The organism is Methylobacterium platani, from assembly GCF_001653715.1.
GTDB classification, from domain to species: Bacteria; Pseudomonadota; Alphaproteobacteria; order Rhizobiales; family Beijerinckiaceae; genus Methylobacterium; species Methylobacterium platani.
In genome coordinates this window covers 41,012-65,555 of sequence record NZ_LWHQ01000006.1, presented here as the reverse complement: position 1 = coordinate 65,555, position 24,544 = coordinate 41,012, and the positions used below count along the sequence as shown (strand labels likewise).

The following is a 24,544-nucleotide window of genomic DNA, read 5'->3' as shown; positions in this document are numbered from 1 at the left end:
TGATTCGAGGATAAGGCATTTTCGTCGACGAAGTGAACACGGCGTCGTCGAAGAAAATGCGGCGAAATCAAAGACCAGGAACCGCGTTCGATTGCAACGCGATCGGGCGGCGCTCCAGCCCGCATGTCTCGCTCCGACCGGGTCCCGGGCCCGGCCGATGACGCGGCGGACGGCCGACGGGACCGGCTTACGGGAAGCCCACCCCCCGCGGCGTCGGCGGCGCCTCGTTGAGCAGCGTCACCGTCACCCGCCGGTTCGCCGGCAGGTACGGGTTGTCGGGGAACAGCGGTTCGGTGTCGGCTTTGCCCGACACCGAGGCGAAGCGGTCGCCGGGCAGGCCGTTGCCGGCCAGGATCTCGCGCACGCTGATCGCGCGGCCGGCGGAGAGCTCCCAGGGCGGGGCGGCGGGGCGGCGGCCGGGGCGGTCGGCGGCGGTGTAGCCGGTGACCGCGATGCGGTTCGGCAGCCGGCGCAGGGTCGGGACGATCCGCTCCAGCACCTGGCGGGTGCGGTCGTTGGGCCGGGTCGAGCCCTCCGGGAACATCGAGCGGTTGTCCTGGTCGACGAGCGAGATGTCGAGGCCGCGCGCCGTCACCTCGATCACGATGCTCTTCGACAGTTCGGCGATCTCGGGCAGGTCCTGCAGCGCCTGGCGCAGGGAGGTCATGGCGAGGCCGAAGCCGTCCTTGTAGGCGTTGTGCTGGACGCCGTCGGCCAGGACCTCGTCGTCCGAGGGCGGCTCGGCCCGGTCCGAGGCCTTCTCGGGCGGGATGTCGCGGACGTCGCGCAGCTTGGTCGCCGAGGGCAGGCCGTCCTTCGCGATGATGCCGTTGAAGCGCGATTCCCGGTTGGTGCCGAAGGCGTCGCGCATCGAGCCGGCCACCGCCTGGAGCTTCTTCTGGTCCTGGGTCGAGTAGGCGGCGATCATCACGAAGAAGCTCATCAACAGCGCCATCAGGTCCGCGAAGGTCACGAACCAGCCGTGGCCGCCATGGGCCCCGCCGCGCTTCTTCTTGGCCACCGCTCAGTTCTCCCGGAAGGACGTGGGGCCGCCGGCGGCCTCAGGCCGCCTCGGCGGCCATCTCGTCGCGATGGTTGTGGGGCAGGTAGGCGATCAGCATCTCGCGCACCAGCGAGGCGCTCTTGGCATCGCGGATCAGCAGCACCCCGTCGATGATGAGGGAGCGCGAGACGTCCTCCTCCTCGAGCTTGACGTGCAGCTTGTCGGCGATCGGCAGGGTGATCATGTTGGCGATCAGCGCGCCGTACAGGGTGGCGAGCAAGGCGGTCGCCATGGCGGGGCCGAGCTTCGAGGGGTCGGACATGTTGGCGAACATCGTCACCATGCCGAGAATCGTGCCGATCATGCCCCAGGCCGGGGCGCAGTCGCCGAAGGCGCGGTACACCTTCGATCCCTCGTCGAGGTGCATCAGGAAGTTGTCGCGGTCGCGCTCCATCGTGTCGCGGATGAACTCGCGGTCGTAGCCGTCGGCGATGTAGCGCACGCCCTGCGCCAGGAACGGGTCCGAGATCTCGAGGCTCTCGAGCGCCATCGGGCCCTGGCGCTTCACCACGTCGGCGATCTTGGTGATCTCGTCGATCAGCTCGCGCGGGCGGATCGCCCGCATGTTGAAGGCGTAGCGCAGGCCCATCGGCACGCCGTGGACGATGACCGAGAACGGGAACCGCAGCATGGTGGCGGCGGTGGCGCCGCCGAAGATCACGATCACCGCGTGCTTGTCGAAATAGGCGGCGAAGTTGCCGCCGTCGATCATGATGAGCACGAACACGACCGCGATGCCGCCGACGAGGCCGGCGCCGGTTGCGATATCCATCTGTGGGCGGCCCCTTCATGCGCCGTCGCGCGGCCCCGCGCCTGCGGGGCACGTCGCCGAGGCGGCGCGTGTGTCCTGGCTCGGACGCTACGGCGAACACGGTCAACGAACGGTAAAAATGCCGCTGCCTCGACCCCTCGCCGTCATGCCCCGTTCAGCGAGGATCTGTCATAGAGACGACCATGCGATCGAACGGCCGCCACAACAGGCCGCGCGCGGGGCAGGCGGCGGGCAAGGGCCCGGGCCGCGTCACAAGGGCATCTCATCAGGGTTCACCGTCGATGCGGTTGATCAGGCTCTACGTTCGGGTCATGGGCCAGCTCGGGCCCGACCTGCGCCTCGGCGCACTTCTGGCCGCCGCCAACGTCGCGCTGGCGGTGGCGGCCTTCGCCGAGCCGGTGCTGTTCGGCCGCATCATCGACCGGCTCACCCACCTGCCGGCCGGCGGCGCCGGCACGTCGGGCCTGCTCGCCCTCGTCGCCGCCTGGGTCGGGTTCGGGCTGTTCTCGATCGGCGCCGGCGTCCTGATCGCGCTCCACGCCGACCGGCTCACCCATCGCAGCCGGCTCTCGGCGATGGCGAACTACTTCGAGCACGTCCTCGACCTGCCGCTCGCCTTCCACTCGGCCAACCATTCCGGCCGGGTGCTGAAGGCGATGCTGGAGGGCACGAGCGGCATGGCGGCGACCTGGCTCGGCTTCTTCCGCGACCATTGCGCCGCGCTCGTCTCCCTCGTCGTGCTGCTGCCGCTGACGCTGTTCCTCAACTGGCAGCTCGGCTCGATCCTGGTCGCCCTGATGGTGGTGTTCACGACCCTCACCACCTTCGTCCTGCGCCGCACCGAATCCCTGCAGGGCAAGGTCGAGGCCTATCATTCGGGCCTCGCCGCCCACGCCTCGGACGCGCTCGGCAACGTCGCGGTGATCCAGTCCTTCACCCGCGCCAAGGCCGAGAAGGAGGCGATGCACGGCATCATCCGCGACCTGCTCGCCGCCCAGATCCCGGTCCTGTCGTGGTGGGCGCTGGCCTCGGTCGCCACCCGCGCCTCCGCGACCCTGACCATGACGGCGATCTTCGTCACCGGCATCGTGCTGCACGGCCACGGGATGGCCACCGTCGGCGACGTGGTGTCGTTCATGAGCCTCGCCACCATGCTGGTCGCCCGGCTCGACCAGGTCGTCGCCTTCGTCAACGGCGTCTTCCTGCAGGCGCCGAAGATGCAGGAATTCTTCGAGATCCTCGACACCGTCCCGGCGGTCCACGACCGGCCCGGCGCCAAGGCGGTGGCGCGTCTCACCGGCGACGTGGCCTTCGAGGACGTGCGCTTTTCCTACGACGGCCGCCGCCCGGCCCTCGACGGGGTGTCGTTCACGGCGCGGGCCGGCGAGACCGTGGCCCTCGTCGGCACCACGGGGTCCGGCAAGTCGACGACGCTGGGCTTACTCCACCGCGCCTTCGACCCCGATGCCGGCACGATCCGCATCGACGGCGAGGATCTTCGCGATATCGGCCTCTCGTCCCTGCGCCACAACATCGGCGTGGTGTTCCAGGAGCCGATGCTGTTCGCCCGCTCGATCCGCGAGAACCTCCAGGTCGGCCGGCCCGACGCCACCGACGCCGAGATGCTCGACGCCCTCGACCGCGCCCAGGCCTCGGAGTTCATGGCGCGCCAGCCCGACGGGCTCGACACGGTGATCGGCGAGCGCGGCCGCTCGCTGTCGGGCGGCGAGCGCCAGCGGCTCTCGATCGCCCGGGCGCTCCTGAAGAACCCGCCGGTCCTGATCCTCGACGAGGCGACGAGCGCGCTCGACGCCGCCACCGAGCGCAAGCTCCAGGGCGCGCTGGAAGCGGTGATGGAGGGGCGCACCACCTTCGTGATCGCCCACCGCCTGTCGACGATCCGCGACGCCGACCGCATCCTGGTCTTCCACCAGGGCCGGATCGTCGAGAGCGGCACCTTCGAGGAACTGGTGGCCGAGGGCGGCCGCTTCGCCGACCTCGCCCGGGCCCAGTTCATGGCGGCGGCGCCGGAGCCGGACTACGCGATGGCGGCGTGACGCGGACCTGAAGGGGCGGGCGAGAGCCTGCCCCGTCTCGCACCGGTGGTCCGAGGAGGCGGAAGCCCGCTCGTCTCCACCGATGGCCGCCCGGGCAACGGCTGGCCGGGACCCACGCATCGGCGGCTTCGCCGGCGCCCTCGAACGCACCCGTTCGACGGCGCTGCGGGGATCACTCCGACATGATGTGGTCGTCGAACGCCGGCTGCACCGGTCCCATGGTCGGATGAACGAGCGCTTCGAGTGTGGAGACCCGCCTCGCCAAGTCTTCGATGCAGCGCAGCAGGTCGAGGCGCGACAGCCCCAGGGTGGTGCGGGTCGATCGGATGAGCGCAGCTGCCGGCGCCGTGGTGCCTCCCTCGACAGCGAGCTCGAATAACCGCAACACACCATCGCCGGTCAGGACGTCCGCCCATCCCTCTCGGCTTGACCGATCCACGACCCGACCGGGCACCCGGCCCTCGAAGCGCAGAGGAGCGGTCCGCATCTCGGCGCGCGTCACGATCACGCGGCGACCCTGCAGGTGGGTGAAGGCTCCCGGAAAGGGGGGTGCCAGGGCCCGGACAAGGCGGTCGATGACAGCGGACGGCGCGCTCCAGGTGATCTCGCCGTCGTCCGGGGAGCGTCCACAGCCGTATGTCGCGGCGCGATGATCCTGCGGGGTACCGGGATCCCCCGCAATGGCGCGCAGGACAGCGGGGCCAAGTTCCCGTTCCTGGATCCCGCTCAATCGCTCGTAAAGCGTCTGGACCGTGTCGATCGGCGTAATCGAGATCTGCTCCTGAAACAGGATATTGCCGTCGTCCAGACCGGGGCGCACCAAATGGATGCTGATTGCCGCGATCGGATCCCCGTTGATGATGGCCCAGTTGACATTGGCACGGCCCCGATACCGGGGCAGCGGCGAGTAATGGACGTTGATGAACCGGCTGAGGGCCAGGACGCTCGCCGGAAGAATGCGATTGAACGACGAGATGACGACGGCGTCGGGTCGCAGCCGCGCCACCAGGCCGGGCAGGTCCGGGAGCCCGTCCAGGCTCCAGACAGGAATGTTCGTCTCGGCCGCGTAGATGCGAACCGGGTCGGCAACCGGATCCGCCACTGCCCGTATGACACCGAGAACCCGGCACGACGCCGCGAGCGAGCGGAGGGCCGTGAGGGCCGTGGGACCGTCACCGATGAGCAGTACGCCTGCTCGCGCGGGATCCTGTGCCCCAAGAGAGGTATGTCTGTGAGAGGTATGTCTGTTCATGACAGCTGTACCAGCTGGGCAAAACTCTCCGATGACGCAGGACATCCGCGCCTCACCGACTCGGCCGCCCGCAGGCCACCGGTCTGCAGACGGACAATCGGTTCGGGCCCGATCTCCGAGAGGAGAACTGCCATGTGCCCAGCCGCAGGCGGCCGCGCCGGCCAGGTGGTCAAGCCGCACTCCCTCGTGGCATCTTGGTCCATGTCGCCCCAGAACTGGACGATCACCGCCTCCGGCGGAAGTACGTCCGCGAGGTGCATCGCTTCGGTGCGGCCGATGCGCGGTTCGCGCCCGGGCTGCAGCGCGATCACGACCGCATCCCAGTCACCGGCCGGAATGTTCGTGATATCGGCGAACACGGTAGTCTCGGCCCCCAGGCCACCGAGGCCGCGCGCGATCGGTGCCGCGAACCCGTTGTCACAGGCGACGGCGATCTTGTTGCGGTAGACGGCCAAACCGCAATCATGCAGCTGCCGCACGGATAACGGGCCGAGATACGAGAACACGTCGATAGTCTCGTGTTGCTCGTTGACGCCGACTACCGGGATGCCTCGGCGCTTGCAGGCCTCGAGGTCGATGTCCGAGGCGCGGAGCTCCCACGCTTCGAACATCAGCGCGATCACCGCAGTGGCGGGCAGGCTTTCGATCAAGGCAGCGGTCAAGGGGCGAAGGTGACCGCTATTGGTGACGATGTCGACCCGGCCGAGCACGCCGGAGGGGATCTCTTCGATGATGGTGATGCGTTCGGCAACGTCGACAGCGCGTGCCAGCTGGAGCGTCCATTCCGTCACCTCGTCGACCGAACCGTAGCGGCTCGCCCGGCAGAAGGCGTAGACCTGCTCCGCGCCGGCCAGTGCAGCGATGACGGGCGTCACGCCGTAGGCGCCACTCGCAGCCTCCGTCAGGACCGTCATGCCGGACAGGTTCAGTTCCGTGGCCGAGACGGCGCGCCGCATGAGGGCGGCGAGCCGAGCCGCCGAGAAGCCAGGCGGCAGCGCTCGGGACTGAATTCGCGCAATCTGATTCATTTGGCACCTTGCCTCGTCTCAGCAGAGGAGAACTTTCGCGTCATTGCCTCGCCAAGCCGGGTTTCACGGCTGAACCGGCGTGAGAACGCGACGACATTGCCCGAACGGGCGCCGTGACGAGGCGAGACGCGGCAACGAAGGCGTGACCAGGGACGTCTGCCGCTTCCGTGATGGCCCCGAGCACGGGCAGGCCAGCTGTCCGGCGGCCGATGGGCTTCGTGTCACCTGAAAATCCAACGACTCGCCATGCCGGTGAGAGGCTTTCCGCGCGATTCGGGATGTCGAGGGCGATGTTCCTGGTGCCAAGAATAGTCAGTGGACGCTGCATCGCGGGCAATCTTCACTTGGAGCGGTCTCGTGGGATCGGCTCCATTCAAGACCGCATACTAGTCACCGCGTGGCTCAGCAGAAGCATTGCAATCAGCGGTACCGACCCTCGCCGAAAGCCGTAGGGCAGGCAACGAGGCTCGGTGGAGCAGCCCAGCTTTGCGGTCACCGAGCGGATACGCATCGGGTCTGGCGGGTGGTGGGCGCAGCGGGCTGCGCGATGATCGTGATACCCTCGCGCCTCGGCATCGACGCTGCGACGCCCAGGCGTCCGGCGCATCAGCGCCGGCGCGAGGAGAGAGACCTTGCGGTATCGGACGGGCCTGTCGCTTCGAGGCCACCCTGATCGTGCAGGCGACATCAGGGTGGCCGATCCGCTCCCGACGGTTCCATATGCCGCCCCGATGCGAGCGGGTCGGGACCGGGGACGTGTTCCGCCCACGCGCGCAAGGTCCGTCACCCGGTGACGAACGGCCTTTCCGGCATTCCTGATCGAAGATCCGGAAATGGCGCACCGCTTGCGCTGCAGGAATGGCGGATAGTTTGTATCCTATCCAGCATCCATTCTTGGTGCTTACGGTCAACACGTCCGACAGCGCATGTAGCACGGCCCGTGCCGGGTTGGATGGACACAGCGGCACGGCCGTGCAGCATGCTTCTCGTACGGCCCACCGAGGCCAGCCGACGTCGGCGGACGTTGCGGGTATGGAGATCGAAGCTTGACCGAAGCACCATCACATCGGTTCCATCCGCTGGACTCGGGCATCGTGCCGCGCTTTGCCGGTCCTGCAACCTTCATGCGGTTGCCTGTCGCCGACCCCGGCGAGGTCGACATCGCCCTGGTCGGCGTGCCATTCGACGGAGGAACAACGAACCGGACCGGCGCGCGACACGGTCCGCGCGAGGTCCGCAACCAGTCCAGCCTCGTGCGCCGGGTCCACCACCTGACCGGGCTGTCGCCCTTCGACATCCTGCGCGTCGGGGATTGTGGCGACGCACCCGTCAATCCCCTCGACGCGGCAGAAAGCCTCGCGCTGATCGAGAACTACTTCCGCCAGATCCACGCGGCAGGCGCTCGTCCGCTGACAGTAGGCGGCGACCACCTCATCACGCTTCCGATCCTGCGCGGATTGCGATCCACGGCGCCGCTCGGGCTCATCCATTTCGACGCCCATTCCGATACCTACGACTCATTTTTCGGCAATCGCTACAACCACGGTACCCCGTTCCGGCGGGCGGTCGAGGAAGGGCTTCTCGATCCGAAGCGGATGATCCAGATCGGCATTCGCGGGGCGATTTCGGATGCCGCGAACTACGACTGGGCGCGGGCTGCCGGCATCCGCATCGTCTTCATGGAGGAGTTCATCTCAAGGGGGCCAGCTGACGTCATGGCGGAAGCCGGCGCCATCGTCGGCGACCGCCCGACCTACGTTTCCTTCGACATCGACGGCATCGACCCCTCGATGGCGCCAGGAACTGGGACCCCTGAGATCGGAGGCTTCACGACGCGCGAGGCGCAGGCGCTCATCCGTCTGCTCGGCGGCGTCAATATCGCCGGCGCCGACCTCGTGGAGGTTTCACCACCGCTCGACCCGTCGGGCCTCACAGCACTGACAGGGGCGACCATGCTGTTCGAAATCCTCTGCGCCATGGCGGCGCGGGATCCATCGGATATCGATCCCCCGCCCCGTTGATGTCGACTGTCAATCGATGGCCAAAGGAAGCGCTCTCGGAGCCTGTCTGAACGATTTTCGCGTCGGTCAGACTCGGATGATCGGGAGCATCCTATCCTTCCTCATCATGAGGCATCGGCCGATCGACGATCGGCCGACCTCGAAGGAGGCCTTCGGCGATCGCGACGGGGTCCGGAGCCCTCCTTCGAGGCCGGTCCACCTGCGATGAACCGATACCCTCGCCCCTCGGCATCGACACGTCGATGCCGAGGCGTCCGGCGCGTCGCAGCCGACGGATGCCGGCTGAAAAAAATGCTTTCGCTCAATCGCCGGTCGGCGAGAACGAGTTTCCATAAATCACAGCAATTAAGCGGAACGCTTCGTTTGACGAAGCGGCAGCCATCGGTAACTATTCTGCGGCGGGATCAAGTCGAAGCAATCGACCGGCGATCATCGTCCTTGTCTTGATCGCCCCGACGAGCCGGCGATCCCGCCCGTGCGAGAGCCTGTCCCTTTCCCATGCGTGCCGGGGAGGGGGACGCGCCTGCCCACCGGCAATCCTGTCCACCGATTGCGGAGCCCTCGATGAACATCGCCGTCAATCCGAGCCACATCGCCGACCCCGCGCCGCAAGGTACGCCCGGCCCCGCGCGCCCGGCCGATCCCGCCCACGTCATCCGCGACGACGCGGAGGCGATCCGGGTCGCCCATGCCCTCGCGGCACGGTTCCGGGAGGGCGCCTCGGAGCGCGACCGGACCGGCGCCCGTCCGCTGGCCGAGCTCGACGCCTTCTCGCAGAGCGGGCTGTGGTCGATCAACGTGCCGCGCGCTCACGGCGGGCCGGAGGTGTCGTACCGGACGCTGGCACAGGTGATCGCGATCGTCGCGGCGGCCGATCCCTCGATCGCCCAGATCGCCCAGAACCATCTCGGCATCGTCGCGGCGATCCGCACCGTGTCGGAGCCCGACCAGCAGGCGGAACTCTTCGCCCAGGTGCTCGCCGGCACCCGCTTCGGCAACGCCTTCTCGGAGAAGGGCACGGCGCGGGCCGCCGAGTTCGCGACCCGCTTCACCGATCACGGCGACCACGTCGTCGTCCGGGGCCAAAAGTTCTACGCAACGGGGGCGCTGCTCGCCCATCTCGTGCCGATCGTCGCGGTCGATGACCAGGGCCGCCCCTGGTACGCCATCGCGGATCGCGACGCGCCGGGGCTGACCGTCATCGACGACTGGTCGAGCTTCGGCCAGCGCGGCACCGCGAGCGGCACCGTGATCATCGACGACGTGCGCGTCCCGAAGAGCCGCCTGGTGCCGGCCTGGCGCGGCTACGCGGCGCCGCGGGTCGACGGAGCGATCTTCCAGATCATCCAGGCGGCGATCGACGCGGGCATCGGGCGCGCCGCCCTCGACGACACCATCGCCTTCGTGCGCGAGAAGGCGCGGCCCTGGATCGACAGCGGCCGGGACCGGGCCTCCGACGACCCCTACACGATCCGCGCGGTCGGCGACCTGACGATCCGCCAGCACGCCGCCGAAGCCCTGCTCGACCGGGCCGGCCTCGCCATCGACGCGGCGCTCGCGGACCCGACGCCCGACAGCGTCGCGGCGGCCCAGCTCGCGGTGGCCGAATCGAAGGTCCTGACCACCGAGGTCGCGCTCGCCGCCGCCACCACCCTGTTCGAGCTCTCCGGCACCCGCGCGACGCTGGCCGAGCACAACCTCGACCGGCACTGGCGCAACGCCCGCACCCACACCTTGCACGATCCGGTGCGCTGGAAGGTTGCGATCGTCGGCAACCACGCCCTCAACGGGGTCAACCCGCCGTTCCACGCCTGGAGCTGACGCCGTGCGCTCCGGAAAGCCTGGCGCTACAGCATCTTGATCGTCTCGCGCCGGCTCTGGGCCCGGGCCTGGAGCCGGCGGCGGCGGGCGGCGATCACCGTGCCGTTGATCTCGCCGCCGAACAGGAACATCGCGGCGAGCCAGTAGACGAAGACCAGGAACACCATCGCGGTGGCCAGGCCGCCGTAGGTCGACACGTAGGCGCTGGAGAACCGGTCGAGGTACATCCCGAAGCCGAGGCCGGCGAGCACCCACAGGCAGAGCGTCACGGCGATGCCGGGCAGCACCAAGGCGACCGGCCGCCGCCCGGCGGCGATGAACTTGTGGGCGATCACCAGCACGCTCGCGACGAGCAGCACCGTCACGCTGATCCGGCCGACCGCGACGGTGAGGCCGAGCGGCTCCAGCCCCGGCGCCACCAGGAGCAGCCCGCGCCAGACCAGCGGCCCCAGCACAACCAGGAAGGTGAAGGCCAGCATCGCGAAGGCGGCACAGATCACGTAGCCGATCGATTCGAGGCGCGTGAGCCACCACGGCCGCATCTCGCGCAGGCCGTAGGCCCGGTTGAGCCCGACCCGCAGGCTCTCGACCCCGCTCGACGAGAAGTAGAGCGCCAGCACCGCGCCGAGGGTGAGCAGCCCCCCGCGCTGCTCGGTCAGCACCCGGTGGACCTCCCCGGCGATCGGGCCCGCCACCTCGCTCGGCCAGATCTCGAACAGCAGGTTGCCGGCCTCGTCGGCGAGCGACTTGGTGCCGAACACGCCGGCGAGGGCGGTGAGCAGGATCAGGAACGGGAACAGCGAGGTCAGGAGCGAGAGCGCGATGTGGCTCGCGATCGCCCAGCCGTCATGCGCGACGAAGCGCTGGGCCGCGATGGCGGCGATCTCCAGGGCGGTGCGGGGACGGATCACGGCGCGCGGGCTCTCGGGCTGGTCGACGTCTCGGGCCTTCCGGCAGGCCTATCCTTCCGGCAGGCGTCTCGCGCCGGCGGACCTGACGCCTCAGGTAGAGCGCGCGAGCCCGTCCTGGAAAGCCGGGCCGGCAGAATTGCGGCGCCCGCGTCCTTCCGGGCACGATCGGGCGGTTCCCGATCCTTGCGCGACCGGCGGGGGGGACCTGCCGCGGTTCCCGGTTGCGGAACGGCCGCGCTCGTGCTCGTTGCGCAGGCATCATGAGCCGCTTACCGCCTCTCTCCGGCGCCGCCTCGTCGGGCGTCCCCTGGCCCACCCGCCTGGCGCCCGGCCTGTTCGTGCTGATCTGGGCCACGGGCTTCATCGTGGCGCGGCTGATCGCGCCGCATGCCGAGCCGCTGACCTTCCTCAGCGTGCGCTTCGTGCTGAGCGCGATGGTGCTGTCGGGCCTGGCGCTCGCCTCCGGCGCGACCTGGCCGCGCGGCTTGGCCGGCTGGCGCGACGCGATGGTGGCCGGGATCCTGATCCACGGCGTCTATCTCGACGCGGTGTTCTGGGCGGTGCATCGCGGGCTGCCGGCCGGCATCGCCGCCCTGGTGGCGAGCCTGCAGCCGCTGCTCACCGCGGCGGTGGCCGGGCCGCTGCTCGGCGAGCGGGTCTCGGGCCGGCGCTGGCTCGGCATCGCGGTCGGCCTCGTCGGCGCCGGGCTGGTGCTGGGGCCGCGGATCGGCGCGTCCGGCGGCATCCCGCCCGTCGCCCTGGCGGTCTGCTTCTGCGGCACGATCGGGATCACGCTCGGCACCCTGTGGCAGAAGCGCAAGGCCGTCGCCGTGGACCTGCGCACCAACGCCGCGGCGCAATTCGTCGGCGCGGGCCTCTTCACCGTGCCGCTGGCGCTCCTGACCGAGCACGGCGAGTTCGACCTCACCGGTCCGCTGCTGCTGGGCCTCGCCTGGGCGGTGCTCGGCCTGTCGGTCGGCGGCATCCTGATCCTGCTCGGGCTGATCCGCCGCGGCGCGGTGGCGGGCGTCGCGGCCCTGTTCTACCTCGTGCCGCCGGTCTCGGCCGCGATGGCGTTCGGGCTGTTCGGCGAGACCCTGGCGCCGGTGCAGCTCCTCGGCATGGTGGTGGCGGTGGCCGGGGTGGCGATCGCCAGCCGCGGTTAAGCCCCTGGTGGGATTCGCCGCGCTACGCTCGCGGGGCCTTCGAGGAAGCCCGCATGTTGCGCCCCGCCCTGACCGCCGGCCTGATGATCCTGGCGCTCGCCGCCCCGGCGGCGGCCGACGGCTTTCCGGAGCCGGACCGCGCGGCGCCCGCCGCTTTCGATCGGGCTCCCGCCGGCTACCGGCCCGCGTCGCGGCCGTCCTATGCACCCCTGCACCGTCGCTACCGGTCCGCCCGGGTGCCGCACCGCGGCGGCCCGGTCCGGCCGGTCTCCTACGGCGAGCCCGACGGTACGGTCTTCCATGCGTGGCTGCCGCGCAACACCAACCTGCCGATCTACAACATTCCGCCGCCGTACTTCCCGGAGCCCTGACGGGGGCCCGCCCGAGCCCCGACGGCGGCCCGGATCGAAGCGAGACGTTCGGCGTTAGACCTGTCGTGGAAAACCGTCAGGGAGCCGAGCCGTGCCCGAGCCGACCATGCCCGATCCGGACCTGCGCCCGATCGACCTGACGCCGTCCGCGGGGGCCGACCGCCTCGATGCCGGCACGCGCGAGGGTCTCGCCCGCGCCGGCCAGGACGCCCTCGATGCCTGCCTGAGCCGGTTCGCCCCGGAGGAGCGCGCGGCGATCTGGCGCGCCATCTGCCGGTGCTACAACCGGCCGTACAATCCGGCCGGAATCCTGGCGCCCGACAGCACGCCCGTCGAGATCCCGTCCGTCCCGGTCACGCCCGCCGCGATCGCGGCATCGGACCTCACGGGGGCCGTCCCGGAGGCGCACGTGATCGACGCCGCCCGGATCGCCCCCGAGGCCCCTCTGCCGGACGCCGCCCTGCGGTGACGCCGCGCCGTCACGCCGGGGCGGGCCGGGGACTTCCGGATCGGCCGCCTTGCGGGCCGCGGCCGTGAGCCCCCCGCCCCGCATCCCGCTCGACGAGCGGCTGCCGCGGCTCGCGGCGGCCTCGCAGGCCCTGGCGGGCGAGATCATCGGGCTCGGCGTCGCGCTGCAGGTCGCCTGGTTCGAGGCCTGGACGCAGCCCGTCCTCGCGGCGACCGAGGCCTGGGCGTCCGGCCTCGCGCGCCGTACCCGCCGCGACCGGCTGATGCGCCGCGGCGTGCCGGCCCACCTCGCCGGCCGGTCGCTGCACCTGGTCCGGCCCCGCGCGCCTCAGCCGCCGTAGCTCTGCACCAGCGACCCCGCCACCAGGGTCCAGCCGTCGACCAGCACGAAGAAGATCAGCTTGAACGGCAGCGCCACGGTGGCGGGCGGCAGCATCATCATGCCGACCGACATCAGGATCGACGCGACCACGAGGTCGATGATCAGGAACGGGATGAACAGGAGGAAGCCGATCTCGAAGGCGCGCCTGAGCTCCGAGATCATGAAGGCGGGCGTCAGCACCTCGAGGCCGACGGCCTCGGGCGTCGCCGGCGTGCCGGCCCGGGCGAGGTCGAGGAAAAGCTTCAGGTCCTTCTCGCGCACGCTGCGCAGCATGAACGCCTTGAACGGCTGGCTCGCCCGCTCGAAGGCCTGGCCCTGCTGGATCTGCCCGGCGAGCAGCGGCTCGATGCCGGTGCGGTAGGCCTCCCGCGCCGTCGGCGCCATCACGAAGGCTGTAAGGAACAGGGACAGGCTGACGATCACGGCGTTGGGCGGCGCCGTCTGGGTGCCGAGCGCCGAGCGCAGGATCGACAGCACCACGACGATGCGGGTGAACGAGGTCGCCATCACCAGCACCGAGGGCGCCAGCGCCAGCACGGTGATGAGCGCGACGAGCTGCAGCGCCCGCTCGGTGACGCCGCCGCTCGGGCCGAGATCGACCGTCAGGCTCTGCGCCATCGCCGTGCCGCCGGAGAAGACCAGCAGGGCCACGGTCGCGCGGCAGAGGTGACGGCGGAGGCGGGGGAGGAGGGACGAGCGATTCGGGTGCGCCATGGCGGCCAACCCTTGGGCTGAGCGGCGGCGGCCCGCAAGCGCCGCGCCCGCCGCACCCGGTCGAGGGCGGGCGGGCGCGGTTCCGGTGCAACAGCTGTCGCGGGACGTCTAAGCAGATTTCGCCGAGGTGGTTGCCGGTTCGGCGCCAAAAATCTGCGCCAAAACAAGAACCTAAGCGGGCGAAGCGCTGGCCTGCCAACGCAAGTCCGCTTAGCGCTTGTCGAGCGGCCGGCCGAGGAGCCGGGCGAACTCGGCCTCGATCTCCTCGACCGAGAACGGGTTCTGGACCGAGGGCGGCTTCGGGGCCGGGGCCGGCTCTTCCGGCGGCGGGGGAGGCGGGGGCGGCGCGGGGACCGGCTCCGGCTCGGGTTCCGGCGCAGGGGCCTGGACCGATTCGGGCTCCGGCGGCGGCTCGGGCGGCGGGGGCGGCGCGGGCTCCGGCTCGGGCTCGGGTTCAGGCGGCGGCGGGGGAGGGGGCGCCGGGACCGGCGCCGGCTCGGGGGCCGGCGGCGCGCTCGCCGCCGGGGCGGCCGGGCGGGCCGGCGCCACCGCCGAGGAGGGACGCCGCAGGGCCTCCTCGAGCTGGCGGGCCATATCGTTGAGGATCGTGGCGTCGACGGTGCGCGGCTCGGTCCCGCGGGTCCCGGCGGGGGCGGGCACCGGCTCGGGCGGCAGGACCGGCTCCGGCATCGGCGGGGGCGGCGCCACCACCGGCGGCACCGGAACCGCGAACGGGGCGGCCTCCTGCGGCGTCTCCGCGGCGGGCGTCTCCAGCGGCGGGGGCACCTGGCGGGCGGCGCGCAGGCTCGGCGGCTCGACCCGGCGCGAGGCGTTGAAGCGCGAGGCCGGGCGCGGGGCCGGCCGGGCGGCCTCGTCCTGGTCCTGCTCGAAGGCGGGCGCGGCCCGCACCGGCTCCGGGGCGGCGGGCCGCGCCGGGATCTCGGGCTCGGGGAAGGGCGGCGGCAGCGGCGCCGGCTCGGTGCCCGCCGGCAGGGTGAGCGGAAGCTCCGGGGCGTCGGCCGGCTCCGACCGGTCGGAGAGCTCCGCCTGCACCCGGCCGCTGCCGGCGCGCACGATGTTGCGCTCGACCACGACGTCGTTCGGCCCGCCCACCAGCAGCAGGTGCTCGATGTTGTCGCGCCGCAGCAGGATCAGCTGGCGCTGCCGGTCCAGCTCGTAGATGTCGACGATGCCGAGCCGCGGCTGCCGGCTGCGGCCGGCGCTGCCGTTGCCGCCGAGCGTCAGGCGGCCCCGGGCGAACCGCTTCGCGCCGAGCGCGAAGAGGCTGAGGAGCACGACCATGATCAGGAAGACGATCAGGTAGGAGAGCAAGGGCGAACCGTCCGTCCCGAGGATCGAGGAGAGCAAAGCACGGTCTCTCAAGTGAGGCGGGCGCGGGGCACGCCGACGAGTTGATGCCTTCTAGCACGGCCGTGACCGGCCTGCGCAGGGGACGTTAACATATCGTTAACAGCTTTGAGCGGCGCGGCGGCGGGCGAGGCGGGACCCACGGATATCGCTCGTCTTAACCACCTTTTAACCATGCGCTAGGCAGATTGTGCCGGTGTAAACCGGAAGGCCCGCCCGTGTCGGTCACCGATCTCCCCGTCGTCGCGATGTTGCGCAATCGCATGCAATGGCAGCAGACGCGCCAGAAGGTCCTGGCGGAGAACGTCGCCAATGCCGACACCCCGGGCTTCCGGGCCCGCGACCTCAAGGCGCCGCGCTTCCAGCCGGACGGCGCGCTCGCCGCCGCCGGCCTGCCGGCCATCGGGGTCGAGCGCACGGCCGGCATGCACCTCGCCGGCACCGGCCCGGGCGGCCCGGCGGAGGAGCGCGCCGGCACGCGCTTCGAGATGATGCCGAGCGGCAACGCCGTGAGCCTCGAGGACGAGATGCTGAAGGCCGCCGACAACCAGGGCGACTACCAGCTCGCGAGCCTGCTCTACCGCAAGAGCCTGCAGACCCTGCGCACCGCGGTCGGCAAGTAAGTTCTTCTGCATCGCGTTTCCCCAATCGCGTTTCTCCGGGCGCCTCCCCGCTCGTTCGTCGTTCCGGCCCGCAAGGTGGCTTCCATGGATTTCAGCAAGGCGATCGGCATCGCGGCCTCCGGGCTCAAGGTCCAGTCGGGCCGGATGCGGGTGATCTCGGAGAACATCGCCAACGCGGATTCGGCACCGGCCAGCGCCGGCGCCGAGCCGTACCGGCGCAAGATCGCGACCTTCTCCAACCACGTCGACCGCGAGCTCGAGGCGAGCGTCGTCGACCTGGGCAAGATCCGCCGCGACCAGAGCCCGTTCCGTTCCAAGCAGGACCCGGGCAACCCCGCCGCCGACGCCAACGGCGAGGTGCGGATGCCCAACGTCAACGTCCTGGTCGAGACCGTCGACATGCGCGAGGCCCAGCGCTCCTACGAGGCGAACCTCAACATGGTCACGCTCACCAACCGCATGGTGTCCCGCACCATCGACATCCTCAAGGCCTGACCATGCCCACCAACGCCTTCGCGGCCGGCGCCTACGCCGCCATCCAGACCATGGGCCGCACGCCCGCCTCCGGCGTCGCCGGCGCGGGGGAGAGCGGCTTCACCCAGCTCCTGTCCTCGGCCCTCGATGGCGTCGCCGAGGCCGGCAAGCGCGCCGACGGCCAGGCGATGGCGGCCGCCGCCGGCAAGGCCAACGTCGTCGACGTGGTGACCGCGGTCGCCGAGAGCGAGACCGCGCTCCAGACCCTGGTGGCGGTACGCGACCGGGTGATCTCGGCCTACGAGGACATCATGCGGATGCAGATTTAAGGGATCGTTTCCTTGAAGGATTCCTCCTCGCGATGACCGGTCTCGCCATCCTCGACGTCGCCCGCGACGGCATCGTCACCTTCCTGAAGGTCGCCGGGCCGCTGATGCTCGTCGCCCTCGTCGTCGGCCTCGTGGTCTCGCTGTTCCAGGCCCTGACCCAGATCCAAGAGCAGACCCTGATCTACGTGCCGAAGATCGTCGCGGTGTTCGCCGCGATGCTGCTGATGCTGCCCTTCATGGGCGACGCGCTCGCCGGCTACATGACGCGCATCGCCGCCCGGATCGCCGCCGGGGGTTGAGCGACGGCGGCGTCCGTCCGACAAGCCCTCGTCTCCCACCGCTCCCGAATCGGCCGGACGTGAACCTCCTCCTGCCCGGCCTCGCCTCGGCCTACCTCCTCACCTTCGCGCGGGTCGGCACGCTGGTGATGCTGATGCCGGGCATCGGCGAGGCGATGGTGACGCCGCGCCTGCGCCTCGCCTTCGCGCTGCTGCTCTCCCTGGTGCTGTTCCCGGTCGCCCGCCCGCTCCTGCCCGGCGGCACCGGGCCGGAGCCCGGCGGCGCCGGCACGGCGCTGATCGGCGTGCTCGTCGGCGAGATCGCGGTCGGGCTGATCCTGGGCCTGAGCGTGCGGGCGGTGATCGCGGCGCTCCAGACCGCCGGCACGATCGTCGCCCAGCAGCTCGGCCTGTCCTACGCGATGACCGTCGACCCGTCCGTCGGCAACCAGCAGGCGACGCTCGGCAGCTTCCTCAGCCTGCTCGGCCTCACCCTCGTGCTCGCCTCCGACCTGCATCACCTGGCGATCGAGGGGATCCGCGACTCGTACAGCCTGATGCCGCCGCTCGGCATGCCGGCGACCGGGGACGCCGCCGCCTTCGCGGTCAAGGCGGTGGCGCGCGGCTTCACCCTGGCGGTGCAGATCTCGGCCCCGTTCATCGCCTTCGGCATCCTGTTCAACCTCGGCCTCGGCGTGCTCTCGCGGCTGATGCCGCAGATGCAGGTGTTCTTCGTCGCCACCCCGGCGGCGATCATGATCGGCATGCTGGTGATGCTGGCGACGATCGGGGTGATGATGGGGGTGTTCGTCGACGATCTCGGCCGCTTCCTGGCCGATCTCGGGAGGTCGTGAGCGCATGTCGGGCGAGACCGACCAGGAAGACCGCACCGAAGACCCGACCCAGCGACGGCTCGACGACGCGATCAAGCGCGGCGACGTCGCCACCAGCCAGGAGGTCAACACCTTCCTGATGCTGGGCGCCTTCACGCTGGTGCTGATGATCGCCGCAGCACCCGTCGCCCGCGGGCTGCTGACCGACCTGCGCGCCTTCCTCGCCCACCTCCACGACGTTCCCTCGGATCCCGCCGCCTACGCGGCGATCGGCCGGCGGGCCCTCGTCGCCGCGCTCCTCGCCCTCGCGGTGCCGGTGGGCGCGGTGCTGGCCGCCGGCCTCGTCGGCGGCCTCGTCCAGCACCCCCTGGTCTGGACCACCGAGACGCTCGGGGCGAAGTGGAGCCGGGTCTCGCCGATGGCGGGCCTCCGGCGGCTGTTCGGCCCGGAGGCCTGGTTCCAGTTCGGCAAGGGCGTGGTCAAGATCCTGCTCGTCGGCGTGGCCGCCGGCTTCGTCCTGTGGAACGATCGCGACCGGCTCGAGGTCTTCGCGCGGCTCGAGCCGCAATCCGTGCTCCAGGGCACCCTGTCGCTCTGCCTGCGGCTGATGGGCGCGGTGCTCGCCGCCTACGTCGTCGTCACCCTCGGCGATGCGCTCTACCAGCGCTTCCGCTGGCGGGCGAAGCTCCGCATGTCGAAGCAGGAGCTGAAGGAGGAGATGAAGGAGCAGGACGGCAACCCGGAGGTGAAGGGCCGGATGCGCCAGATCCGCATGCAGCGGGTCAAGAAGCGCATGATGGCGGCGGTGCCGGGCGCGAGCGTGATCGTCACCAACCCGACCCACTACGCGGTGGCCTTGCGCTACGAGGCCGGGATGGCCGCGCCGGTCTGCGTCGCCAAGGGCGTCGACGCGCTCGCTTTGCGCATCCGCGAGGTGGCGCGCGAGCACGGCGTGCCGGTGGTCGAGAACCCGCCGCTGGCGCGCGCGCTCCACGCCACCGTCGAGATCGACGCCGCGGTGCCGCCCGAGCATTATCGCGCGGTGGCCGAGGTCATCGGCTACGTGATGCGCCTGCGGCGGCGCCACTGAGGACGGCCCGGAACGAACCGGGTTCATTCCACGGAAACGCCGTGCCTGCTAGGGAACGCGGATCAGGGGCCGTTCCGAGGCCCCGGGGAACGGTCAGGGGTCCGGGCGCGTGGTCCGGATCCGCGGGGAGTGTCGAGGCGACATGCCGGAGTTGAGCCCATCCGCGGCGGAGGCCGCCCTCGACCGCTCCGAGCGGCCCGGCCGGGTCAGCCTGCTTCTTCTGCTCGCCGGCCTCCTCGTCGGCGCGGCGGTGGGCCTGAGCTTCGTCGCCAGCGAGCAGGCGCAGCCGATCATTCTCGGCCTCCTGGCCCTGCTCGCGATGGCGGGCGTGTTCTGCCTGTTCGCCTTCGCCATCGGGGCGATCCAGCTCACCGGCCAGGGCACCCGCAACGACGTCACCAAGGCGGTGGTCGATGCCGCGCCCGACGGCATGATCGCCATGGAGGAGGGCGGCCGGCCGATCTACGCCAACGCCGCCTACCTGAAGCTCGCCGGCAGCGACACCTTCACCAACCTGCGGCCCGTCGAGCGGGTCTTCGTCGGCTCGCCGGAGGTGTCGGAGGCGGTCTATCGCCTCGCGCAGGCCGCCCGCGAGGGCCGCGCCCTGTCGGAGGAGATCCGCATGGCGCCCCCGCCCGGCGGCGCGGCGGAGCGCGATTTCGCCTGGTTCCGCATCGGCGTGCGGCCGCTGCCGCTGCCGCGCCGCCCGGTCGCCCTGTGGAGCGTCGCCGACATCACCCACGAGCGCGAGCGCCAGGAGAACGTCTTCCAGGAGCTGCAGCACGCGATCGACTACCTCGACCACGCGCCCGCGGGCTTCATGGCGGTCGATCCCAAGGGCTCGGTCGTCTACATGAACGCGACGCTCGCGGCCTGGCTCGGCCACGACCTGGCCCAGGTCGGCTCGGGCGGCTTGCGCCTGTCCGAGATCCTGCCCGACGATCTCGGGCCGGTGCTGATCGGCGGCAAGGGCGAGCCCGGCGAGGTCCGCACCGACCGGTTCGACCTCGATCTTCGCCGGCGCAACGGCCACCCGCTCTCGGCCCGGCTCTATCACCGCGTCGCCTACGGCCAGGACGGCCGGCCGGGCGATTCGCGCACGCTGGTGCTCAACCGCTCCGCCGGCGAGGAGAGCGACGATCCCCAGCAGGCGGCCGAGCTGCGCTTCGACCGCTTCTTCAACACCAGCCCGGTCGCGGTGGCGACCCTCGACGCCGACGGGCGGCTGGTGCGGGCCAACGCCTCCTTCGCGCGCCTGTTCGGCACGCTTCCGCGCACCGGCGACGGCAGCGAGGCGGGTCCGCCGGTGCGCGACTTCGTCGTCGAGCGCGACCGCTCCGTCGTCGATGCCGCCGCCCGCGCCGCGGCGGAAGGGCGCGGCGACGTGCCGCCGGTCGAGATCGGGGTCTCGGCGCCGGTCAACCGCTCGGCCCGGATCTGGCTCAGCCCCGCCGGCACCGCCGGCGGCGCCTCGGGCGCAGTGATCCTGTACGCCCTCGACACCACGGCCCAGCACCAGCTGCAGCAGCAGGTCAACCAGGCCCAGAAGATGGAGATGGTCGGCCAGCTCGCCGGCGGCATCGCGCACGACTTCAACAACGTGCTGCAGGCGATCATCGGCTACTCGGACCTGCTGCTGGCGAGCCACCGGCCGACCGATCCGGCCTTCCAGGACATCATGCAGATCAAGCAGAACGCCAACCGGGCCGCGAGCCTGGTACGGCAGCTGCTGGCCTTCTCGCGCCGCCAGACCCTGCGGCCGGAGGTGATCCATCTCGGCGAGGCGCTCTCCGACCTCACCCTGCTGCTCAAGCGCCTGCTCGGCGAGCGGGTCGAGCTCGACCTCAAGCACGGCCGCGACCTCTGGCCGGTCAAGGCCGACGTCAACCAGTTCGAGCAGGTGATCGTGAACCTCGCGGTCAACGCCCGCGACGCGATGCCGGAGGGCGGGCGTCTGCTGATCCGCACTGCCAACATGGCCGCCGACGCCGTGGGGGCGCTTCGCCTCAACGGCCTGCCCGCCGCCGACCACGTGCTGATCGAGGTCAGCGACACCGGCACCGGCATGACCCCGGAGGTGATGGAGAAGATCTTCGAGCCGTTCTTCACCACCAAGGAGGTCAACAAGGGCACGGGCCTCGGCCTCTCGACGGTGTTCGGCATCGTCAAGCAGTCCGGCGGCTACATCGACGTGCGCTCGACCATCGGCCAGGGCACGGTCTTCGCCATCTACCTGCCGCGCCACGTGCCGGTGCCGGAGGCGGACGCGCCCGAGGCGCCGCTCGAGATCGCCCCGCCGGTGCCCGGCGCCGCCCCGGCCGCGGCGGCCGCCCCCGCGGCGAAGGACGCGAAGCCGCCGGCCCGCGACCTCACCGGCCACGGCACGATCCTCCTCGTCGAGGACGAGGACCCCGTCCGCGCCGTCAACGGCCGGGCGCTCACCGCCCGCGGCTACACCGTGCTCGAGGCGGCCTCGGGCCTCGAGGCCCTGCAGATCATGCAGGAGCGCGACGTGCCGGTCGACCTCGTCGTCTCCGACGTGGTGATGCCCGAGATGGACGGCCCGACCCTCCTGCGCGAGCTGCGCAAGGCCCATCCGGGCCTCAAGGTGATCTTCGTCTCGGGCTACGCCGAGGACGCCTTCCGCAAGAACCTGCCCGACGGCGAGGAATTCAACTTCCTGCCCAAGCCCTTCAGCCTCAAGCAGCTCGTCGAGACGGTGAAGACCACGATGGCGGGGTGAGGGCGGTCCGGATCGCATCCTTGTGGCCGCCGCCCGCCGGACTTACATATATGTGAGTAACCAGGAGGCGGCCATGAAGAGCGCGATCAGCATGCGCGAACTCCAGAAGATGTCGGCCGGCGCGATCCAGTCGCTGCCGCACGCGATGCCGATCAAGAACGGCACGGCGACCGTCGGCATTCTGTTGCCGATCCACCAGGCATCCCCGGAGTATATCCGCAAAGTGATAGCCGATATCCGGGCGGATGCGGAAAAGTATACTCCGGAAGAGAACGCCGCCATCGATCGGCTGCTGGCCGAGCGCGGCGCCGAGTGACGGAGAGGCCGGCTGCCGCGATCATTCCTCGGCGACTGCCTTCCGGAATGCTGGTCGTCGATACCAACATCGTCTTGAGTGCCGCATTGGGGCGCCGCTCCGTGTCGATCTTCGACGCACTTGCCGATCGACGGATCGTGGCGACATCTGCTCGCGTTGCGGAGGAGGTCCAGCGAGTCCTGCTTGGCGTGCCGGATCTCCCGGCGGGAGCACCTGTGCGCGCGGAGGTGATTCTCGCCGGGATCGATGTCATCGACGCCTCGTACTACTCCGACCGAATCGAGAGCGCGGCCCGCGTCCTCTCCGACGCCGTCGCCTCCCGCAACGGCTCGACGAGCGACGCGCACGTGCTTGCCTGCGCCTGGCTCCTCGACGCCGACATCTGGAGCCATGACCGCGATTTCGCCGGCACCGGCTGGCCGTCCTGGTCGAACGCCAACCTGCTTCGCGCCCTCGACCGCGCCTGACCCGCTTACGATCCCCCGCCGAATGCGCCGTCCGCCCTTGCCGAATGAGAACAAAACAGGTACATAAAAACCAGCCGCGCGATTGAGACTTGCCGCCCCTCCTGCCATAAGGACCCGCCGAGATGGCTCAGCCCCAGATGCGACTGGTGGAAAACCCGACCATGGACAAAGACAAGTCGAAGGCGATCGACGCCGCCCTCGCCCAGATCGAGCGCGCCTTCGGCAAGGGCTCGATCATGCGGCTCGGCAAGGGCGACAAGGTGCAGGAGGTCGAGGTCGTCTCGACCGGCTCGCTGGGCCTCGACATCGCGCTCGGCGTCGGCGGCCTGCCGCGCGGTCGCGTGATCGAGATCTACGGGCCGGAATCCTCCGGCAAGACCACGCTCGCGCTCCACACCATCGCCGAAGCCCAGAAGAAGGGCGGCGTCTGCGCCTTCGTGGATGCCGAGCACGCCCTCGATCCGGTCTATGCCCGCAAGCTCGGCGTCAACCTCGACGACCTCCTGATCTCGCAGCCCGATACCGGCGAGCAGGCCCTCGAGATCACCGACACCCTGGTGCGTTCCGGCGCCATCGACGTGCTGGTGGTCGATTCGGTGGCGGCGCTGACCCCGCGGGCCGAGATCGAGGGCGAGATGGGCGACCAGCAGCCGGGCCTCCAGGCCCGCCTGATGAGCCAGGCCCTGCGCAAGCTCACCGGCTCGATCTCGCGCTCGAACTGCATGGTCATCTTCATCAACCAGATCCGGATGAAGATCGGCGTGATGTACGGCAGCCCCGAGACCACGACCGGCGGCAACGCGCTGAAGTTCTACGCCTCGGTGCGCCTCGACATCCGCCGCATCTCGACCCTCAAGGACCGCGACCAGCCGATCGGCAACAGCGTCCGGGTCAAGGTGGTCAAGAACAAGGTGGCGCCGCCGTTCAAGCAGGTCGAGTTCGACATCATGTTCGGCGAGGGCGTGTCGAAGGTCGGCGAGCTGATCGACCTCGGCGTCAAGGCCGGCATCGTCGAAAAGTCGGGCGCCTGGTTCTCCTACGACAGCCAGCGCCTCGGCCAGGGCCGCGAGAACTCGAAGGGCTACCTGCGCGACAATCCCGACGTCGCCAACAAGATCGAAGCCTCGATCCGGCAGAATTCGGGCCTCGTCGCCGACAAGATCCTCGAGAACGCCACCCCGACGGCCGACGACCTCGACGAGGGATCGGCCTGATCCGAGGGATCTGTTCTGATGGTTATCGGGGCCGCCGCGCGACGAGCGCGGCGGCCCCTTCTCGTTGCACGGGGCTGTATGAGGCAGGGAGTGGCGCTGGCATGTTCCCTCCCCCCTCTGCGGGGGAGGGTTGGCCCGCGCCTTTGCTTTCCCCCGTGCGCAGGGAGAGGAGAAAACCCCGCGCCTCTTTCAGGTCCTTGAAGGACCTGCCCGTCACGGCGCTCCCGGCCCGGCCCATCCGAACAGACCCGCGAACACGAACCCGATGCCGACCATCGCCACGCCCCAGACCGGCGTGCGGACCCACGGGATGCCGAAGCCGTAGATCGGCAGGTACAGGAGCCGGGCCCAGACATAGAGCTCGGCCCCCCACGCCACCGCCCCGCCCTGCCGGCCCGACACCGCGGCGGCGAGCACCAGGGCGGCGAAGAGCGGGAAGGTCTCGAAGAAGTTGGCTGACGCGCGCTTCAGCCGGGCGGCGGCGCCGGTGACCTCGCCCTCGCTCTCGCGGTTGCCCGCCGCCCAGGTCAGGCCGCCGCGCTGCTTCAGCCCGGCGGCGGAGGCGGCCATGACATGGACGAAGCCGAGGGCGGCCGCGAAGGCGAGGAGGCGGATGTCGTCGGTCATCGGGGCTCGGATCCTGCCGGGCGGGCCGGCGGCCGCGCCTGTCCCGGCTCACATAGCGGCGCCGCCCCGCCTCGACACGGGGGGAGCGCGTGACTAAAGACACGCGGATGCATCCGCGGGCCGCCCGCCGGTGCGCCGAGTTCCCGGCCCGCCTTC

General features: G+C 70.6%; 25 protein-coding genes. 17 read left to right on the top strand and 8 right to left on the bottom strand.

Translation table 11 applies throughout. From position 1 onward, the window contains the following. Positions 1–187: 187 nt before the first annotated feature. Both A5481_RS01825 and A5481_RS01820 read right to left on the bottom strand, forming a co-directional pair. The gene (locus A5481_RS01825) at positions 188–1,021 is read right to left on the bottom strand and encodes an OmpA/MotB family protein (protein ID WP_048435448.1); all 834 of its coding nucleotides are present in this window, start codon (positions 1,019–1,021) and stop codon (positions 188–190) included. 40 nt (positions 1,022–1,061) lie between these two features. Then, positions 1,062–1,835: a motility protein A gene (locus A5481_RS01820; RefSeq protein ID WP_048435449.1), complete on the bottom strand. Its 774-nt coding sequence runs from the start codon at positions 1,833–1,835 to the stop codon at positions 1,062–1,064. A gap of 281 nt (positions 1,836–2,116) precedes the next feature. Here A5481_RS01820 and A5481_RS01815 point away from each other — a divergent pair, with 281 nt between their 5' ends. After that, a complete protein-coding gene (locus A5481_RS01815) occupies positions 2,117–3,892 on the top strand; it encodes a glucan ABC transporter ATP-binding protein/ permease (protein WP_048435450.1) in 1,776 nt (591 codons plus the stop codon). A 172-nt stretch (positions 3,893–4,064) separates the two neighbouring features. Here A5481_RS01815 and A5481_RS01810 read toward each other — a convergent pair whose 3' ends face one another. Then, the gene (locus A5481_RS01810) at positions 4,065–4,994 is read right to left on the bottom strand and encodes a methionyl-tRNA formyltransferase (protein ID WP_053082471.1); all 930 of its coding nucleotides are present in this window, start codon (positions 4,992–4,994) and stop codon (positions 4,065–4,067) included. 146 nt (positions 4,995–5,140) lie between these two features. Beyond that, positions 5,141–6,172 carry a Rossmann-fold NAD(P)-binding domain-containing protein gene (locus A5481_RS01805; RefSeq protein WP_048435451.1) on the bottom strand — a complete coding sequence of 344 codons (1,032 nt, stop codon included), beginning with the start codon at positions 6,170–6,172 and terminating at the stop codon, positions 5,141–5,143. 1,124 nt (positions 6,173–7,296) lie between these two features. Between A5481_RS01805 and speB the strand changes: the two genes are divergently transcribed. Next, complete coding sequence (speB, locus tag A5481_RS01800) at positions 7,297–8,193, top strand: agmatinase (RefSeq protein ID WP_082173272.1); 897 nt, start codon at positions 7,297–7,299, stop codon at positions 8,191–8,193. A gap of 564 nt (positions 8,194–8,757) precedes the next feature. Then, positions 8,758–10,014, top strand: a complete 1,257-nt coding sequence (locus A5481_RS01795; RefSeq protein ID WP_048435453.1) for an SfnB family sulfur acquisition oxidoreductase — start codon at positions 8,758–8,760, stop codon at positions 10,012–10,014. Between the two features lie 26 nt (positions 10,015–10,040). Here A5481_RS01795 and A5481_RS01790 read toward each other — a convergent pair whose 3' ends face one another. Beyond that, entirely contained in the window at positions 10,041–10,922 is an 882-nt protein-coding gene (locus A5481_RS01790) for a YihY/virulence factor BrkB family protein (RefSeq protein WP_048435463.1), read from the bottom strand. 263 nt (positions 10,923–11,185) lie between these two features. Here A5481_RS01790 and A5481_RS01785 point away from each other — a divergent pair, with 263 nt between their 5' ends. The 4 genes from A5481_RS01785 (at position 11,186) to A5481_RS01770 (ending at position 13,271) form a co-directional block, all read left to right on the top strand. After that, the gene (locus A5481_RS01785) at positions 11,186–12,091 is read left to right on the top strand and encodes a DMT family transporter (protein WP_048435454.1); all 906 of its coding nucleotides are present in this window, start codon (positions 11,186–11,188) and stop codon (positions 12,089–12,091) included. Between the two features lie 53 nt (positions 12,092–12,144). Then, positions 12,145–12,462 carry a hypothetical protein gene (locus A5481_RS01780; RefSeq protein WP_048435455.1) on the top strand — a complete coding sequence of 106 codons (318 nt, stop codon included), beginning with the start codon at positions 12,145–12,147 and terminating at the stop codon, positions 12,460–12,462. A gap of 91 nt (positions 12,463–12,553) precedes the next feature. Then, positions 12,554–12,931 (top strand): hypothetical protein, encoded by a 378-nt coding sequence (locus tag A5481_RS01775; protein ID WP_053082472.1) that lies wholly within the window; start codon positions 12,554–12,556, stop codon positions 12,929–12,931. Positions 12,932–12,995: 64 nt separating this feature from the next. After that, positions 12,996–13,271 carry a hypothetical protein gene (locus A5481_RS01770; protein WP_048435465.1) on the top strand — a complete coding sequence of 92 codons (276 nt, stop codon included), beginning with the start codon at positions 12,996–12,998 and terminating at the stop codon, positions 13,269–13,271. Here the strand turns inward: A5481_RS01770 and fliP are convergent. After that, positions 13,259–14,026, bottom strand: coding sequence for a flagellar type III secretion system pore protein FliP (gene fliP, locus A5481_RS01765; protein ID WP_048435456.1), 768 nt, complete (start codon positions 14,024–14,026; stop codon positions 13,259–13,261). The genes A5481_RS01770 and fliP overlap by 13 nt on opposite strands. A gap of 210 nt (positions 14,027–14,236) precedes the next feature. Then, positions 14,237–15,358 carry a hypothetical protein gene (locus A5481_RS01760; RefSeq protein ID WP_245298613.1) on the bottom strand — a complete coding sequence of 374 codons (1,122 nt, stop codon included), beginning with the start codon at positions 15,356–15,358 and terminating at the stop codon, positions 14,237–14,239. 254 nt (positions 15,359–15,612) lie between these two features. On the opposite strand from A5481_RS01760, the gene flgB reads away from it, so the two are divergent. The 10 genes from flgB to recA all read left to right on the top strand — a co-directional run bounded on the left by flgB (position 15,613) and on the right by recA (position 23,761). Beyond that, the gene (gene flgB, locus A5481_RS01755) at positions 15,613–16,017 is read left to right on the top strand and encodes a flagellar basal body rod protein FlgB (protein ID WP_048435105.1); all 405 of its coding nucleotides are present in this window, start codon (positions 15,613–15,615) and stop codon (positions 16,015–16,017) included. 84 nt (positions 16,018–16,101) lie between these two features. Further along, complete coding sequence (gene flgC / locus A5481_RS01750; protein ID WP_048435106.1) at positions 16,102–16,512, top strand: flagellar basal body rod protein FlgC; 411 nt, start codon at positions 16,102–16,104, stop codon at positions 16,510–16,512. Between the two features lie 2 nt (positions 16,513–16,514). Beyond that, entirely contained in the window at positions 16,515–16,820 is a 306-nt protein-coding gene (gene fliE / locus A5481_RS01745; RefSeq protein ID WP_048435107.1) for a flagellar hook-basal body complex protein FliE, read from the top strand. Positions 16,821–16,852: 32 nt separating this feature from the next. Continuing rightward, the gene (gene fliQ / locus A5481_RS01740) at positions 16,853–17,119 is read left to right on the top strand and encodes a flagellar biosynthesis protein FliQ (protein ID WP_048435108.1); all 267 of its coding nucleotides are present in this window, start codon (positions 16,853–16,855) and stop codon (positions 17,117–17,119) included. Between the two features lie 59 nt (positions 17,120–17,178). Continuing rightward, the gene (gene fliR, locus A5481_RS01735; protein WP_048435109.1) at positions 17,179–17,952 is read left to right on the top strand and encodes a flagellar biosynthetic protein FliR; all 774 of its coding nucleotides are present in this window, start codon (positions 17,179–17,181) and stop codon (positions 17,950–17,952) included. A 4-nt stretch (positions 17,953–17,956) separates the two neighbouring features. After that, positions 17,957–19,021 carry a flagellar biosynthesis protein FlhB gene (gene flhB, locus A5481_RS01730; RefSeq protein WP_048435110.1) on the top strand — a complete coding sequence of 355 codons (1,065 nt, stop codon included), beginning with the start codon at positions 17,957–17,959 and terminating at the stop codon, positions 19,019–19,021. 142 nt (positions 19,022–19,163) lie between these two features. Next, positions 19,164–21,764, top strand: a complete 2,601-nt coding sequence (gene cckA / locus A5481_RS01725; protein WP_048435111.1) for a cell cycle histidine kinase CckA — start codon at positions 19,164–19,166, stop codon at positions 21,762–21,764. Between the two features lie 73 nt (positions 21,765–21,837). Then, positions 21,838–22,080: a hypothetical protein gene (locus tag A5481_RS01720; protein ID WP_048435112.1), complete on the top strand. Its 243-nt coding sequence runs from the start codon at positions 21,838–21,840 to the stop codon at positions 22,078–22,080. 47 nt (positions 22,081–22,127) lie between these two features. Continuing rightward, positions 22,128–22,547 carry a PIN domain-containing protein gene (locus A5481_RS32090; protein WP_082173223.1) on the top strand — a complete coding sequence of 140 codons (420 nt, stop codon included), beginning with the start codon at positions 22,128–22,130 and terminating at the stop codon, positions 22,545–22,547. Between the two features lie 122 nt (positions 22,548–22,669). Next, complete coding sequence (gene recA, locus A5481_RS01710; protein WP_048435114.1) at positions 22,670–23,761, top strand: recombinase RecA; 1,092 nt, start codon at positions 22,670–22,672, stop codon at positions 23,759–23,761. Positions 23,762–23,974: 213 nt separating this feature from the next. Here the strand turns inward: recA and A5481_RS01705 are convergent, their stop codons facing one another. Further along, positions 23,975–24,388: an MAPEG family protein gene (locus tag A5481_RS01705; RefSeq protein WP_048435115.1), complete on the bottom strand. Its 414-nt coding sequence runs from the start codon at positions 24,386–24,388 to the stop codon at positions 23,975–23,977. Positions 24,389–24,544 lie beyond the last annotated feature (156 nt).

Bases quoted from the DNA above. Each gene is read 5' to 3' on its own strand.
- fliE (WP_048435107.1), top strand. From the start codon at position 16,515: ATGCCCACCAACGCCTTCGCGGCCGGCGCCTACGCCGCCATCCAGACC.
- A5481_RS01720 (WP_048435112.1), top strand. From the start codon at position 21,838: ATGAAGAGCGCGATCAGCATGCGCGAACTCCAGAAGATGTCGGCCGGC.
- fliP (WP_048435456.1), bottom strand. From the start codon at position 14,026: ATGGCGCACCCGAATCGCTCGTCCCTCCTCCCCCGCCTCCGCCGTCAC.
- flhB (WP_048435110.1), top strand. From the start codon at position 17,957: ATGTCGGGCGAGACCGACCAGGAAGACCGCACCGAAGACCCGACCCAG.
- flgC (WP_048435106.1), top strand. From the start codon at position 16,102: ATGGATTTCAGCAAGGCGATCGGCATCGCGGCCTCCGGGCTCAAGGTC.
- recA (WP_048435114.1), top strand. From the start codon at position 22,670: ATGGCTCAGCCCCAGATGCGACTGGTGGAAAACCCGACCATGGACAAA.
- speB (WP_082173272.1), top strand. From the start codon at position 7,297: ATGCGGTTGCCTGTCGCCGACCCCGGCGAGGTCGACATCGCCCTGGTC.
- A5481_RS01785 (WP_048435454.1), top strand. From the start codon at position 11,186: ATGAGCCGCTTACCGCCTCTCTCCGGCGCCGCCTCGTCGGGCGTCCCC.
- A5481_RS01780 (WP_048435455.1), top strand. From the start codon at position 12,145: ATGTTGCGCCCCGCCCTGACCGCCGGCCTGATGATCCTGGCGCTCGCC.
- A5481_RS01805 (WP_048435451.1), bottom strand. From the start codon at position 6,172: ATGAATCAGATTGCGCGAATTCAGTCCCGAGCGCTGCCGCCTGGCTTC.
- cckA (WP_048435111.1), top strand. From the start codon at position 19,164: ATGCCGGAGTTGAGCCCATCCGCGGCGGAGGCCGCCCTCGACCGCTCC.
- A5481_RS32090 (WP_082173223.1), top strand. From the start codon at position 22,128: ATGCTGGTCGTCGATACCAACATCGTCTTGAGTGCCGCATTGGGGCGC.
- A5481_RS01795 (WP_048435453.1), top strand. From the start codon at position 8,758: ATGAACATCGCCGTCAATCCGAGCCACATCGCCGACCCCGCGCCGCAA.
- A5481_RS01815 (WP_048435450.1), top strand. From the start codon at position 2,117: ATGCGGTTGATCAGGCTCTACGTTCGGGTCATGGGCCAGCTCGGGCCC.
- A5481_RS01820 (WP_048435449.1), bottom strand. From the start codon at position 1,835: ATGGATATCGCAACCGGCGCCGGCCTCGTCGGCGGCATCGCGGTCGTG.
- A5481_RS01705 (WP_048435115.1), bottom strand. From the start codon at position 24,388: ATGACCGACGACATCCGCCTCCTCGCCTTCGCGGCCGCCCTCGGCTTC.
- fliQ (WP_048435108.1), top strand. From the start codon at position 16,853: ATGACCGGTCTCGCCATCCTCGACGTCGCCCGCGACGGCATCGTCACC.